Consider the following 13,849-nt stretch of genomic DNA (forward strand, 5'->3'; position numbering starts at 1 on the left):
ATCACGGCAATCAAATCGCTATTAAGTGCGGTCGTCGTGGTACGCCTGCGTTGCCTCATCGTGAGCTGCCTTGGCGGATCTGTACTCCGCGAGAGCATTCAGGATATGCCTCTCAGAGAACCGAAACTCCTTCTCAAGGGTCTCGATCAAGTCATCATATTTCACGCCTTGTGATTGCAAGTCCAGGTAACGGGTAGCGATCAAATACCAGTGTTTTGGCAGCTCTTTTCGACGCCCACGTTTTCTCTTCGGCGGCTTCAACATCTCTGCGGCCAGCCGTTGGGTTACGCGGTCGGCCGTTCCACTCGACAGTATCTCGAATATCACCTGCTTGGCGTCCTCATCGCGGCCCTCGGCCAATGCTGCCTCGATCGGCATGGCCTGCAGGCTAAAGCCCTCCGGTAGCTTCGCCATCACTTCCGTCCCATCGCTGAGGTAATCTTGTCGCCGATCGTATCCACCGCCTTCTTTAGCGGGTCGACATCCAGGTGCGAATATCGCGCGGTCGTTGCTGCTTGTGAGTGCCCCAGCAGTTTGCCGATGATTGGCAAGCCAAGGCTTCCGCCAACACCAATGCTAGCAAACGAGTGCCGAAGATCATGCAACCGGACATCTTCAAGACCAGCGCGTTTTAGAAGTGCCGCCCAAGGCTTGCTGAGGTCCGCTCTAGGTTTCTCTTCTTTAGTCCCGGCCGTATCGCCTGCGATTACGAACACTCCTACCCTTGGCAGTCCTTCAAGAATGGCAAGCGCCGGCGTAGATAGAACCACAGTCTTCCGCCCCGTCTTTGAGTCTGGCAAGAGCAGCACACCCCGCTGCAAATCAACCTCGCTCCACTTCAGTTTGAGGATCTCACTTTTCCGTGCGCCGGTCAGGAGCAATAGGCGAAACGCTGCAACTAGGTGCGGCCCGTAAACAGTTCGCCGGTTCTCCGGCTTCGCCGCATGTTTCGCCTTCGGCTTGTTTTCATCGATCTCATACAACAGACCGATCGTCTCTGCCTCGACCAGCGCATCACCAAATGCCGAGAGTTCAGCGTTGGTTAGGAAGCGCTCCTTCCGGTTTTCCTTGAATCGTTCAATGCGTTTGGTGGGATTGTGCCCTTCCGGGACCAGACCCATACTCTGAGCCCAATTGAAAGCCGCTGACAGAACAGCCAGCGCCCGATTTGCCATCGTCCTGCCGCCGTTGCCTGCGTTGGATTTGCCGCGGGTAATGTGGGCCTGTAGCCGCGCGACATCAGCAGCCACGATCGATGACGCGCGCATGCTGCCCAACACCGGCTTGATGTGCCGGTTCACGATAATTTGATACTCCTTCTGGGTCTTGGGCTTGCGCTTGGTCTCCACATGATCTCGCATGTACGCGTCGACCACTTCAGACAAAGTCGGCGAGGAGCGCTCGTCAGATCTGGCCCCAGCAGGATCACCCCCTAGCGTCACACGAGCCAACGTACGGATCGCCTCATCCCTAGCCTCTTCAGGTGACATCGTCGCTGGGGAGCCAAGCTTTAATCTCTTTTTCGCCACGCCACGGCCACCCGCCCCTGGCCGATATTCTAAGATCCACGATCGTGCGCCTGTCGGCATGACCTTCAGGCCAAATCCCTTTACTGTCTCATCGAAGTAGGTAGCGGGCTTCTCGCCCGGTTCAATTGCAGCAACAGCTTTACGCGTCAGTTTGATCGTCGGCAAAATACACCCCTATGAGTCGCCACCGAGTCGCCACCGTGCATTGAAAGACTGCGAAACGCCGTGACATTCAAGGAGTATATATAGCGACAAAGTACCGGAAAATAAAGGTTTATTGACACAGACGGAAACTTACGGCAAATATGAGCAACTGACTTTTAATCAGTAGGTCCAGGGTTCGAATCCCTGCGCGCTCACCACTAAAATTCTTGTTTTCGTTGGGTTTTTTGAATTTTTTGGCTTTCCTGCCCGATCTTAAAAGCGTATCCGACACTCAATCCTTTGTCGGATGAGCGAACAGGCCGAGCCCTTCCGAAATAATCTTGCCTGAGAAGTTTTGCATTCCGTCGACACGGGGATGCGCAAGGATTTCGTCGCTCGCGTCCGACCTTCACACGCAAGCGATCTTTGCGCCGGACGGCTCGCTGCTCTCGGCCCTACCGCTATCAACACCAACCTGCGAGATGATGTTTCAGGATGATATGCGCACCCGCAGGAAGTGACCGGTGACCGCACAGATCTCCGGCAGCGTCGCGCCAGCAAGTGCGGACACTGTCAGCGGACGTTCCCGTGTTCGCTCCATGCGGCAGCGCGCCGAATCCCTTCAGGAATCCGCACTATCGACAATTGAGCGCATTCCGTAGATGCTAAGTTGTGTGGCGTTATTGCAAAGACTCCCATCGAGATAGTCCAGATTAGTATCGAGCAAAGGGATGAAAGCATGAAAAACCTTATCATTGCGATTGGAATGATTGCGACCCTCGCGTCCTGCACTCAGACAGAGAAAGGGACCGTAATCGGCGCCGGTACCGGCGCCCTTATCGGGGGTGTCGTCAGCGACAGCTGGGGCGGTGCGGCTATCGGCGCTGTGGCCGGGGGACTCATGGGAAACCTGATTGGTCGTTCCCAGGACCGCCAAGGCTATTGTATCTATCGTGATCGCTATGGCCGCCGGTACGAAGCCCGCTGCCGATGACAGCAGACCAGGTGTCCGATTGCGCGACCTCCAAGCATAGCAACCGCTAGCGAAGGATCAGGCGCACTCACCATCTTCAGATCCCCTCGCCGCGTTGCGATATCGCAACCGCGCCGCGGTGTCTGCCGCGCATCTTCAAGGGGCTCGCTCCGTATTCGCGGCTGTAGGCGCGGGAAAAGGCCGAGAGGCTGTCGAAGCCGCAGCGCAGCGCGATCTCGCGGATCGGGCTGCCCGAATCACGCACAAGCCGATGGGCGACCTGGAGGCGCAGGCGCAGGTAATAGGCGCCGGGGCTGGTCGAAAGACCCTTTGAAAATAGAGCCTCCAGCTTTCGCTGCGACACGGACAGGCGACGTGCAAGCGCGGAAACCGTGAGGGGCCGTTCGAGCGTGCGCTCCATGAGACGGATCGCCCCCGCCAGACCAGGATCAAGGGTCTCCATCCGCCCGAGAGAAACCACCGGCTGGACGTCCGTCGCGCTGTGGGTCTGGTCGTAGACGAAGATGCTGGCGACATCGAGCGCCAAGGCAGAGCCGAGGCGCTGGGTGATGAGATGCAGCATCATGTCGAAGGTTGGTGATGCGCCGCCCGAGGTCCAGAACTTTCCATCGGTGACGAAACGATCGCCCAGCACCGTCAATGCCGGGAATGCCTGACTGAAATCCTCCAACTCTTCCCAGTGGGCTGTCGCCTTGCGGCCGTTGAGGAGGCCCGAGCGGCCGAGCAGCCAGCAGCCCGATTCGATACCGGCAACAATGTCAAAATGGCGGGCGCACTCCTGAAGCGTCGCGATGAACCTGCTTCCGACATGCCTGTCGAGGTTGAAGCCACCGATCGCCAGCAGGACATCGCCTTCAAGCGGCAAGGCGAACTTGCCGTCGACGGCGATCGGAATGCCACACGTCAGGGTGATTGGCTCGCCGCCCCCGGACAACAACCGCCAGCGAAAGACCTGGCGGCCTGAGACCCGATTGGCAGCGCGCATCGGATCGAGCACAGAAGCCAGTGACATGATTGACGATTCCGGCAGAACGACAACCACGACATCGATCACAGATTGTATTTTCTCTGCGCCATCCATGCGAGAAATGTCAAATTTCCGGCGTAAAATGTCAATTGGGCAAGCCGCATTCAGGCATTATCAGGTGGCAATCGATCTCCCTTCGCGCGGCGCTGCAGCCCCGCGCAGAGACGTTCCCCTTTCCGCGAGATTGCCGGAACGGGCCGGCTGGATGCATTTCCGCCGGCCCGTTTTTTTATCCACGACCTTGAACGAGGCCGGGAGTGAGGGCGTTACTGCCACCCGGCGCAGCAGCGCTGACGCTCACAGGCAGGCAGATCGGTGCCGTCTGGCAATGCTCTCAACCTGCCCGTGCGCTTGATATGTTCCTCGCAAACGACGCCGGTGGCGAAGCATAGGCGACGACGCAGTTACGGCCGGCATCCTTCGCCTGGTAGAGTGCGGCATCGGCCATGCTGAAAAGCTCCTCCCAGCTGCGTTCGGCGCCGCGGCCGGCGACAACGCCGATGCTGACGCTGAGAGCAACGCGACGGTCATCGAATCGGATATCCAATTGCTCGATGGCAAGGCGGAGCCGTTCGACTATGGCCTGGGCTTGCACTTCGCTCGTTTTCGGGAGGTAGAGCCCGAACTCTTCGCCTCCGAGCCGGGCGAAACAATCGGTCGAACGCAGGTTTGCGCGCACCGTTTCGGCAAAGGCGATCAGCGCCTTATCACCTGCCTGGTGGCCAAATCGGTCATTGATGCGCTTGAAGAAGTCGAGGTCCAAGACCGCAAGGGCATCGCCCTCGAAACCCAAGCGTGGCAGTTGCGACAGGAACCATCGGCGATTTCCGACCCCCGTCAGCATGTCCGTATCGGCCGTCCGCCGCAATGCCGCTTCCGCACGCTCCTTGACGAGCACCAGCGCAAAGAGCGCGATGGCGAAGTGGCTGATGATTAGCAGGAAAAAGGCGTAGGTCGTGGTGACCGGCAGCATATCCGGCTTGAGCAGGCCAACCACGACAGCAAGGCAAAGAGCGGCCGCGACCGCCAGAGACGCCGCAAAGATTGCCCGTACCGGCAACGGCTCATCCCTCCGGTCCGAGACGACTTTGAAGGCGGAGTCCGCGAGAAAGAGGAAAGCACCGGTGTTGAAGGCGGTTGCGCGTGCATAGTTGACGACATGGAAATGCGTGATCAAGCCGACGATCGCTCCCGTCAAGGGAATAGCAAGTGCCAGCCAATCGGCCCGTTGCCGCCTTTGTCCACTGAGCCGGCATAGCCCAATCCAGAAGAGAGCGTAGCCGGTAAGGCCGAGCGTAAAACTTGAGAGCGTCCACAGAAAAGCCGGCAGCAGCTTTTGCTCGCCGTATCCTGCAAGTGTGGATGCCAAGGTGAGAAAAAGAAACCCGATCGCAAGAATCCCGAGCCCCTCGTTCCGGGGCGATTGCCACCGGAGATAAAGAAAGCACAGCGCGCCGACCAGAAACGACGATTTGTGGAGCAGCAGCACAGTTGCGAGGTCAAGTTGGGCGGTCATAGATCCGGCTCGGACTGGTTGTTTGTCGCCGGGCCTCTACCGCATGGAGTTTAGGGATTACTAAATGAAAATGAGAAATCGGGCGCCAAAGCCCGAATTTCCGGCATATTGGCCACGCGGGCATCCCATAAGCGCGTGACATTTTCCCCGTAAGCTCGGCCGGGATGAAATTTCATGTTGCAGGGCGTGGGTGAAGCGTGTATCTCGGGCGCCGTTGGCACGGAGTGTAGCGCAGTCTGGTAGCGCATCTGGTTTGGGACCAGAGGGTCGGGAGTTCGAATCTCTCCACTCCGACCAACGAAATCCCTGAAAATATTGATTTATTCGTCGGCTGCAACATTGGCATATGTCGATCTGGGAGCGCCCTCGACGTTTGTTGTCCGATGATCGTGACTGGCGGCGATGACATTGCCGCCCCCCTGGCCAACGTCCCATCGCATGCCGCTGACAGAATACGGGCGAAAAGCCAGATTTATCCGTCTGAAAGTCATTCCGTTTTAAATCATTCTGCGCTATGGGATGACGCATGTTGGGGCAGGAAAACGCTTCAGCAGCGAAATAACGGAGCCGCTCGAGACCATGTCCGCAAAGATCTATCGTCCAGCAAAGACCGCCATGCAGTCTGGCAAAGCCAAGACGAATCTGTGGTTGCTGGAGTTTGATCAGGAAAAGCCGCGCACCATCGACCCGATCATGGGCTACACCAGCTCGGGCGATACGTTGCAGCAGCTGCGACTGACCTTCGAAAGTGCGGAGCAGGCAATCGCCTATGCCGAGCGCAACGGCATCGAGTACCGCGTGATCGCCCCGAAGGACGCGACCCGCAAGACCGTGTCCTACCCGGACAATTTCCGTTTCAGCCGGATGCAGCCCTGGACTCATTGAGGTCCTTGAGCCGTTTTCGACGGGCACTGCCCGCAACGGCCCCTTAGCTCAGTTGGATAGAGCACCTGCCTTCTAAGCAGGTTGTCGCAGGTTCGAATCCTGCAGGGGTCGCCACTTACCTCCTTGAAATTAGACGCTTTTTTTCGAGAACGGTACGGATGACGTGCTTGCCCGAAACGGAACGTTTTGCCATTGCACTCCCGACAATCAGCCGAATAGTCCCGGAGAGGGTGTTAGCGTTATGTTTTGCTGAGCGATCGGGCGCTCAGGGAACTGGTGCCGGGTGGGTGATTCCCTGGTAGTAATCACCACCACCACCACCCATGTACTCGTTGGTGTAGCGTTCCCGTTCGTCACCCAAGGTCAGGGCCGGGGAACGATCATAACCGTATGCGTCGTAGATCGGCACCGGCTCCACGTACACGCTGCCCATCGGCATGGGATCAACATAGACGCCTCCGGGTGCCGGCTCATAATAGTCGTTCTCGGCAAAAGCCGGCACCGTGGTCCCGGCAAAGGTGATGACAAATGCGACGCATGACATCTTCGCGGAAATTCTCATGGCGTTGCTCCCATCTCCGGTGGGGTTTCAGCCCCGCCTCAGAGACACAGGCAGCCTCTGCCTGCGGGCTTACGCTGCCTGGCAAGAATAACGCTTGATCGCTGAAACCGTTCCACAAATCAGCGGGTTCAATGCGGCAAATTTGATGTCTTTTGCCTTGGTCCCTGCGGCAGACTGGGCGCCCGAGGAGCCCGCAGAAGCCCTGATCGGGTTGGCGCGCAACAATTGGCTCGCAGTTGACGCCATCGTCTCAGCTTCGAGACCAATGCCAGGCCATGATCCCATGCGCTCGGCGGCCGTCGGCGCCTGAAGGGACCGCGGCGATATCCGGCTTCAGGGGCAACATGCCTTCCGAAACTCAACGCGATACCGCCGGATAAGCCCTTGGGCGAGCGCAAAGCGCGTGGAGCAAGGCTGGAACCATCTCAATTCGGTTGCAATTGGTCGGGTACAACGAAGCTCAGCGACTGTTTCATCCTCCGAGAAAGGACCTTTCATGACCTCAAGATTGCGTGTCGGCGTGCTCTTCGGAGGCCAATCCTCAGAGCATGACGTTTCCATTCTTTCGGCGCGTAACGTTGTGAAGGCCATAGACCCGAACAAATACGAGGTGGTGCCGATCCTCATCGACCGGACCGGTCAATGGCTGTTGATCGAAACGATACAAGGCACCCTGCCCGCCGCCATCGCCTATTCAGGCACCAAGGTCTGCCTGGTTCCCGGCGGGCGCGGTCGCATGCTTGCATTCGACGCGCCTGCGCAGACTGCTCATCCGCCGGCAATCGATATCCTGTTTCCGGTCCTGCACGGATTGCATGGCGAGGATGGGTCGGTGCAGGGTCTCGCGCAGGTTTGCAACATTCCGTTGGTCGGCTGCGGGATCCTGGGATCGGCGAATGCCATCGACAAGGACATGACCAAGCGACTGCTGCGCGAAGCAGGGCTGCCGGTTGCCCGCTCCATCACGGTCGGGCCCGACCAACGTCCAGACTATGAGGACATAGCGGCGGCGCTCGGACAGACGGTGTTCGTCAAACCTGCGCGGCAGGGGTCGTCGGTCGGGGTCAGCAAAGCGCGCTCGGCCGAAGAACTGCGAGACGCGCTCGACGAAGGCTTCAAGTTCGATGCGAAGGTTCTGATCGAGGAGTTCGTAAAGGCACGCGAAATCGAGTGTGCCGTGCTCGAAAGGCCGGACGGAGCCTTGATGGTTTCCGTCCCGGGCGAGATCGCAGCCAATGCCAGCCACGGTTTTTACACCTACGCGGCAAAATACATCGATGAAGATGGCGCCGCGATCAGCGTGCCGGCCGTTTTGCCAGATGAGGTAACGCAACGCTTGCAGGATATGGCCGAAAAAGCGTTCATCGCGCTTGGCTGCGAAGGGCTGGCTCGCGTCGACTTTTTTGTTCGTGCTGATATGAGCGCGGTGATCAACGAGGTCAACACCATGCCGGGCTTTACCGATATCAGCATGTACCCGAAGGCGATGGCCGCAAGCGGTATATCCTATCCTGAGCTTATCGGCCTGATGATCGAGCACGGATTGGCGAGAGCCAAGGCGGCTCACTAGCCATTTTCAGGCTTCAGCATCGCATGGCGTAACGCGTCGCACTCAAGGCCGAAATCCGAAAACGCGACCTTTTTGCGACTGCTACTTCCCGTAGCAAAGATATTCGGCTAGGAGGGTTGCGCAGCAAATTGCGTTGTCTTTCCTGGAGTTCTGCTTTGCCTTTGTAAACCCCGGTCTCGCTTGTTTCACCACGCACACCCGATAGCGATCATCGCTGTCGGATCGCATTTCAATGCGTTCGTCGAGGTGACGGTTCGAGACCGGAATGGCATTGCCGACCTGTCGCCGCATGATTCTTCGTGCGGATCGAACCATCACCAAAACGCTGCCAGACCGCGTCCCCTGAACGGGTGCTCAAACCGTCGTCTTGATGGACTTCCAATCGGAAGAACCAGACGACATGTCTCACACATTCCTGGTCCAATGGACCATCACGCCGAAAATCGCGCCACGCCCCTGGCTCGCCTGCAATCGCTGCCGAACGACACGGCCGTTTGCGACGAGCGGCAAGACGCGGCTCAATGCCAATGGCCGGCGGTTGGACGCCTGGCTGATCTATCGCTGCAGCAGTTGCGACAGCACCTGGAACCGTCCGATCTTCGAGCGTCGACATGTCAGCGATATCGATCAGGCGACGCTGCACGCGTTGCAGAACAACGATCACGGCTGGATCGAGAAAGTCGCCTTCGATATCGACGGATTGCGCCGGGATGCGGGGCGTGTCGAAGAATTCGCCGAGGTCCGTTTGCAAAAGACGATTCTGAAGGCAGCAGTCGAACCAGCCCAGCACCTGGAGATCGCTCTCAACCTGGAAATGAAAACAATGCTCAGAACGGAGAGGCTGCTCTCGATGGAACTCGGCCTGTCACGCAAACGGATCGCCATGCTTGAACAGGTCGGGCGCATTTCCACGACACCATCGGGCAAGAACGCATTGCGACGGCCGGTGAAGGACGAAATGCGCGTCACCATCGATCTTGCAAGCGAAGCTGATCGCAATGCGATCCTCAGCCGCGCCGGACCTTAGCCAGGGATTGCGTGAGGCGTCGGCGGCGGCCTGCGCGCGAGTGGTGTGGATGTCACCATCACGAAGAGGGCTCCGAAGCCATCGGGGCCTTCCTTCCGTCTGCAGCGCCGCGCGTCTTGTCAGGCGCGCAAAGGTTGCTGTCGCGTTTTAAATTGCCGCATGTCTTTATCCATAAACCGCGTACGATCTAAGGAAACATGCAGCGGGACTCTTCAGAACTTCACGCCGATGCCGACCGTGAATTGATGCTGGTCGAGGTCGACGTTGAAGCCGCCGATGTCCTTGTCGCCGTAGTCGTTGTATCGGTACTCAGCCCGGCCAAACAGGCTGTCGGTGAAGGCGTAGTCGACGCCGGCGCCGATCGTCCAGCCGTTGAAGGTTTCCTTTTCCTTTGACGCCCCGGGCACATCGACGAAGCCGCGCGTAATCGCCCAGCCACCCGTGGCATAGAGCAACGCCTTGTCATTGACGGTGTAGCCGAGACGACCGCGGACGGAACCGGACACATCGGTTCCCACGTCCGGTGCGGCGCCGAAGATATCGAAGGTCTTGTCGTTCCAATTATAGCTGACATCACCCTCGATGCCGTAGACCCAATCGCCTTGCTGATAATTGAAACCGGCAAATGCGCCGAGAAGGCCGCCGTTGAAATCCTGCGAAGCGCTTGTACCCGCCGCACTGAAATCACCGTTGAGCCAGCCGCCGCCACCTTGCAAACCGACATACCCGCCGGTCCACACGAAAGTGGGGGCCGCTTCCACCAGCGGCGCTGGCTCGAGATTTTCGGTCAGATCGGCGGCCGATGCAGCGGGCGCAAAAGCGGCAGCAGCAAAGATTGCAACAAGCACAGGCCTGATCATCACAGATGCTCCTGTTGGTCCGACAGAAAGATTACCAACATATGTAGGGCGCGTCTGCCGAAAAGGCTCGCCGAAGCGCAAGAATAATGAAATGCGCTTCCAAATCAGGCCATTAAAGGTCCTTGGAACCGGCGAACCTGATAGTGTCGGAACCTTGCTCTCCGGTGGATCAATTGCCGCCGATTCGAGCGCCTTCCAGCCGATCGCCAGGTTTGATGCCCAGACGCTTGATCGTGCCGGCGTTGAGTTCCAGCACGAACGCTACCGGCTCGCGCGAATCGATGATCGCCTCGGAGAATGGCACCGCATTCTCATGGACCGTGCGAACAACGCCGGTCTTGTCGGCAAACAACATGTCGAGGGCCAGATGCGTGTTTTTCATCCACATCATGACACGGCGCGTTTCGCCGAAATCAAACAGCATCCCGTGATCGGGCGCCATCGACCGGCGAAACATCAGCCCCTGCTCCCGCTGGTCCGCGTCGATGGCAAGTTCGACCGTCAACTCGTGGCTCTTGTTGTCGGCTGTCAGCAACCGCATCCGGTCGGTCGTGAACGCTACGTCCGCAAGTGCGGCAACGGCAAACAGGACAAGCGACAAAAAAAGCGCCATGGCGGCGCTTCTTGCAGAAAAGGTTCGAGCCATCGTCATTAGTGCGAGCGGCTCGTCGGCGTTGGGCCGTCTGGATGGATCTCGGCCGCCATCAAGCCCTTTTCGCCGTCGCCGAAGCGCACCAGAACCACCTGCCCGGGGCGCAGCTCCGTCAGGCCGAAGCGACGAAGCGTTTCCATGTGAACGAAGATATCCTCCGTGCCCTCACCGCGCGTCAGGAAGCCGAAGCCCTTGGTCCGGTTGAACCACTTGACCAGGACACGCTCAAGGCCGCTCGTCGGCGTGACCTGCACGTGGGTCCTGATCGGCGGCAGCTGCGAGGGATGGATGGCCGTCGACTGATCCATCGAAAGAATGCGGAAGGCCTGATAGCCACGGTCGCGCTTCTGGATGAGCGCCACGACCCGGGCGCCTTCCAGCACCGTCTGATAACCGTCTCGCCTGAGACAGGTCACATGCACCAGCACGTCCTGCATGCCGTTGTCAGGCACGATGAAGCCGAAGCCCTTTGCGACATCGAACCATTTGATCACGCCGGTGATTTCGACGAGGTCGAGGGCGTCGCTGCCAAAGTCGTCATCCTGCATGACGTCTTTTGAAGATGTCCTATCCGCCATTCTCTCCCAGCCCCTCGTTTACGCGCGACTACTGACTACGGTTAACTGATTCTTATTGACCAGAATAACATCGTCCCGCCGCTGATGCGCAAGACCCTCGGCGTATTTTGGCCCAGGTCAAATGTACGGACGCAGCCTTGCCTCTGGCTTGCTGGCAGATAAGTATACGCCATCTTCTTCGAAACAGGGACATTGCAATGCGTTATCTGCACACGATGGTTCGCGTCAAAAATCTGGACGAGGCCTTGAAATTCTACTGCACACTCTTCGGCCTCAGCGAAATCCGTCGCTATGAGAACGAAAAGGGCCGATTTACGCTCGTCTTCCTGGCCGCTCCCGGCGATCTGGACCGGGCAAAGGGCGAATTGTCCCCGTGCCTCGAGCTCACCTACAATTGGGATAGCGAGGATTATACAGGCGGGCGCAACTTCGGTCACCTGGCTTATGAGGTGGACGACATCTATGGCTTTTGCCAGCACCTGATGGACAACGGCGTGACCATCAACCGCCCGCCGCGCGACGGCCACATGGCCTTTGTGCGCTCGCCCGACGGCATTTCGATCGAAATCCTGCAGAAGGGCGACAACCTGCCAGCGCAGGAGCCCTGGGCCTCCATGGCCAATACCGGCGCCTGGTAAGCCTCGCACAATTTTAGCCGCCGATGTTTGATGTCTGCAGCCGGCAATTCCGGCTTCGCACAGTCGAGTCGCGGATCCCAGGAAATGATGAATGATCCGAGGCCCGGCACCGACACCGGGCCTTCGCATGCTGGGCGCATGTGGGCTCAAGGTTAGCGCCAGTTTACAAATCACGTATCGTTCAGTAACTTTCCGCGCGAAACGTTGATACGGGGTCCTATCCGCGATGTCTCGTGGCAATGCCCCCTAGACTGTATTTGGCCTAATCCTTCCCGCAGCGATCCGTTTGGGCCGCTGCGCGAAATTCGTGTTTGTTTGTTCTGAGCGATGTTTCGGAACTGAGACTTAATGCATGGAAAGGTGACGATCTCACCGATCATGCACGGAGAGCGGGGATAGGACGTTGCAATATCGGGAAACCAAGAGGGCGCTGCTGTCGTCTATCAGCCGCGCAGCCGCGATAACCGTTTCACTGCTCGCCCTGGGCGGCTGCGTTTCTGCGGTCGCGGACAGCGAAGCGGCAAATGCGCTGACGGTCGAGCAAACGCAGGAATCGCTGCAGGTCGCCGATTCGACCCAGGCCGGGGCAGCGGTTCGCGACGCCCAGGTGTCGGCCGCCGGCAGCAATCCGCAGGCAGGACAAGCCAATGGCGCCCTCGCGCCAGGGCAAGATCCCGCCCAGCAGGGCGGACCGCTGGCCATGCAGAGCACGGGCTTGCGAGCAGCCTCCTCCAGCATCTACGGACAGGCTCCGGCAGCTGGTGCACAAGCCGCAACTGTGGGCACGCAGCCGCAAGCGACAGGCTCGATCCCGGCGACAGGCACCGCCCAGCCGACCGTGAACGCGACGACGAACAGTCTTTTCGGCACCAGCCCCGCACAGCTGCAACCACAACCCCAACCGATCATCCAACCCAAGCAGGGCGCCCTGAACGAGACCAACGGTGCGCCCTCCGATACGACCGTGATGGCTTACGCCGTCCCGGAAGGAGCCACCCTTCCCGCCTCGGTGCCGCTGCCTTTGAGCGCGCAGGCAGCCATCGGCGGCAAGACGTCGCGCGTGCTGCAGCCGGTGCAAGCCGCAGAGCAGGCACAGCCGTCAACCGACCTGGCTCAGGCCGCGACAATACCGCCAGACAACAAGACCAGCGAAAGCGATAAGAAGGAGGTTCCCAAGGCTTGGACGCTTGCGAGCCTCTTTGCTGGGAAGCGCAAAGAAAAGCAGCAGCAGGAGGCGGCGCGCGCAGCCCTGCCGGCCGAAAAGAAGACCATCACCACGAGCAATGCCAGCCAGCCGCAGATGGCCTCGCTTGCCTATAGCAGCCTGCCCGGCGTCAAGATGAGCCCACTGTTCAGCGTCGCGCATGAAGACCATGCCGCCGACGAAGAGGACGCTCCGGTTCAGGTCGCATCGCTTTCCGGTCTTGCTCGACTGGCGCCAAGCGGCCTTATTCTGCAGACCGAAAAGGTAGATGCGGGCTGTTTCAAGCCCGAGCTGATGCAGATGCTGAAGCAGGTCGAAACGCATTACGGCCGCCAAGTCATGGTGACGTCGGGCCTGCGCCCGATCAAGGTCAACCGCGCCAAGCAATCGCTGCATACGCGCTGCGAAGCCGCCGACATTCAGGTCCAGGGCGTCAGCAAATGGGAATTGGCCGATTTCCTGCGCAGCATTCCCGGGCGCGGCGGTGTCGGCACCTACTGTCATACGGAATCGGTCCATATCGACATTGGCGCCCAGCGCGACTGGAACTGGCGCTGCCGCCGCGGCAAGGGCTGAACGCAAGCCTTTGTTTCCATGAGCTAATCCACAGGCGCTCTGTATCTTTCCCAACCTGTGCATTTTTTACAGAAAAATGAAAATTGC

The 13,849-nt window shown here is 58.9% G+C and carries 14 protein-coding genes and 2 tRNA genes; 8 read left to right on the forward strand and 8 right to left on the reverse strand.

The window, feature by feature from the left end:
- Nucleotides 1-21: 21 nt before the first annotated feature.
- Together BLJAPNOD_RS14785 and BLJAPNOD_RS14790 are read right to left on the reverse strand one after the other, a co-directional pair.
- Nucleotides 22-414 carry a hypothetical protein gene (locus tag BLJAPNOD_RS14785; protein WP_115420346.1) on the reverse strand — a complete coding sequence of 131 codons (393 nt, stop codon included), beginning with the start codon at nt 412-414 and terminating at the stop codon, nt 22-24.
- The gene (locus tag BLJAPNOD_RS14790; protein WP_115420347.1) at nt 414-1,694 is read right to left on the reverse strand and encodes a tyrosine-type recombinase/integrase; all 1,281 of its coding nucleotides are present in this window, start codon (nt 1,692-1,694) and stop codon (nt 414-416) included. Before BLJAPNOD_RS14790 ends, BLJAPNOD_RS14785 begins: the two co-directional genes overlap by 1 nt.
- A 718-nt stretch (nt 1,695-2,412) precedes the next feature.
- On the opposite strand from BLJAPNOD_RS14790, the gene BLJAPNOD_RS14795 reads away from it, so the two are divergent.
- Complete coding sequence (locus tag BLJAPNOD_RS14795; protein WP_077505789.1) at nt 2,413-2,667, forward strand: glycine zipper domain-containing protein; 255 nt, start codon at nt 2,413-2,415, stop codon at nt 2,665-2,667.
- Nucleotides 2,668-2,743: 76 nt separating this feature from the next.
- Here the strand turns inward: BLJAPNOD_RS14795 and BLJAPNOD_RS14800 are convergent, their stop codons facing one another.
- Complete coding sequence (locus BLJAPNOD_RS14800) at nt 2,744-3,748, reverse strand: GlxA family transcriptional regulator (protein WP_115420348.1); 1,005 nt, start codon at nt 3,746-3,748, stop codon at nt 2,744-2,746.
- A gap of 280 nt (nt 3,749-4,028) precedes the next feature.
- Nucleotides 4,029-5,210: a GGDEF domain-containing protein gene (locus tag BLJAPNOD_RS14805; protein WP_115420349.1), complete on the reverse strand. Its 1,182-nt coding sequence runs from the start codon at nt 5,208-5,210 to the stop codon at nt 4,029-4,031.
- Nucleotides 5,211-5,430: 220 nt separating this feature from the next.
- On the opposite strand from BLJAPNOD_RS14805, the gene BLJAPNOD_RS14810 reads away from it, so the two are divergent.
- From BLJAPNOD_RS14810 to BLJAPNOD_RS14820, 3 genes are all read left to right on the forward strand, one after another.
- Nucleotides 5,431-5,507: transfer RNA gene (locus BLJAPNOD_RS14810), tRNA-Pro, on the forward strand.
- Nucleotides 5,508-5,789: 282 nt separating this feature from the next.
- Nucleotides 5,790-6,095 (forward strand): ETC complex I subunit, encoded by a 306-nt coding sequence (locus tag BLJAPNOD_RS14815; protein WP_077505795.1) that lies wholly within the window; start codon nt 5,790-5,792, stop codon nt 6,093-6,095.
- Between the two features lie 37 nt (nt 6,096-6,132).
- Nucleotides 6,133-6,209 (forward strand) — tRNA-Arg (locus tag BLJAPNOD_RS14820).
- A 151-nt stretch (nt 6,210-6,360) separates the two neighbouring features.
- On the opposite strand, the gene BLJAPNOD_RS14825 is transcribed toward BLJAPNOD_RS14820, so the two are convergent.
- Nucleotides 6,361-6,657 (reverse strand): hypothetical protein, encoded by a 297-nt coding sequence (locus tag BLJAPNOD_RS14825; protein ID WP_077498230.1) that lies wholly within the window; start codon nt 6,655-6,657, stop codon nt 6,361-6,363.
- Nucleotides 6,658-7,153: 496 nt separating this feature from the next.
- Between BLJAPNOD_RS14825 and BLJAPNOD_RS14835 the strand changes: the two genes are divergently transcribed.
- Both BLJAPNOD_RS14835 and BLJAPNOD_RS14840 read left to right on the forward strand, forming a co-directional pair.
- A complete protein-coding gene (locus tag BLJAPNOD_RS14835) occupies nt 7,154-8,227 on the forward strand; it encodes a D-alanine--D-alanine ligase family protein (protein WP_115420351.1) in 1,074 nt (357 codons plus the stop codon).
- A gap of 400 nt (nt 8,228-8,627) precedes the next feature.
- Nucleotides 8,628-9,254: a DUF1062 domain-containing protein gene (locus BLJAPNOD_RS14840; protein WP_115420352.1), complete on the forward strand. Its 627-nt coding sequence runs from the start codon at nt 8,628-8,630 to the stop codon at nt 9,252-9,254.
- A gap of 212 nt (nt 9,255-9,466) precedes the next feature.
- On the opposite strand, the gene BLJAPNOD_RS14850 is transcribed toward BLJAPNOD_RS14840, so the two are convergent.
- From BLJAPNOD_RS14850 to BLJAPNOD_RS14860, 3 genes are all read right to left on the reverse strand, one after another.
- On the reverse strand, nt 9,467-10,114 hold the full coding sequence (locus BLJAPNOD_RS14850; RefSeq protein WP_115420354.1) for an outer membrane protein: 648 nt from the start codon (nt 10,112-10,114) through the stop codon (nt 9,467-9,469).
- 169 nt (nt 10,115-10,283) lie between these two features.
- On the reverse strand, nt 10,284-10,766 hold the full coding sequence (locus BLJAPNOD_RS14855) for a DUF192 domain-containing protein (protein WP_115420355.1): 483 nt from the start codon (nt 10,764-10,766) through the stop codon (nt 10,284-10,286).
- A complete protein-coding gene (locus BLJAPNOD_RS14860; protein ID WP_077498237.1) occupies nt 10,766-11,344 on the reverse strand; it encodes a cold-shock protein in 579 nt (192 codons plus the stop codon). Before BLJAPNOD_RS14860 ends, BLJAPNOD_RS14855 begins: the two co-directional genes overlap by 1 nt.
- A gap of 197 nt (nt 11,345-11,541) precedes the next feature.
- Between BLJAPNOD_RS14860 and BLJAPNOD_RS14865 the strand changes: the two genes are divergently transcribed.
- Nucleotides 11,542-11,982, forward strand: coding sequence for a VOC family protein (locus BLJAPNOD_RS14865; RefSeq protein ID WP_077498238.1), 441 nt, complete (start codon nt 11,542-11,544; stop codon nt 11,980-11,982).
- Nucleotides 11,983-12,385: 403 nt separating this feature from the next.
- Nucleotides 12,386-13,762, forward strand: a complete 1,377-nt coding sequence (locus BLJAPNOD_RS14870; protein WP_115420356.1) for a YcbK family protein — start codon at nt 12,386-12,388, stop codon at nt 13,760-13,762.
- Nucleotides 13,763-13,849: the final 87 nt, after the last annotated feature.

This window comes from Ensifer sp. M14 (assembly GCF_003355565.1).
Classification (GTDB): domain Bacteria; phylum Pseudomonadota; class Alphaproteobacteria; order Rhizobiales; family Rhizobiaceae; genus Ensifer.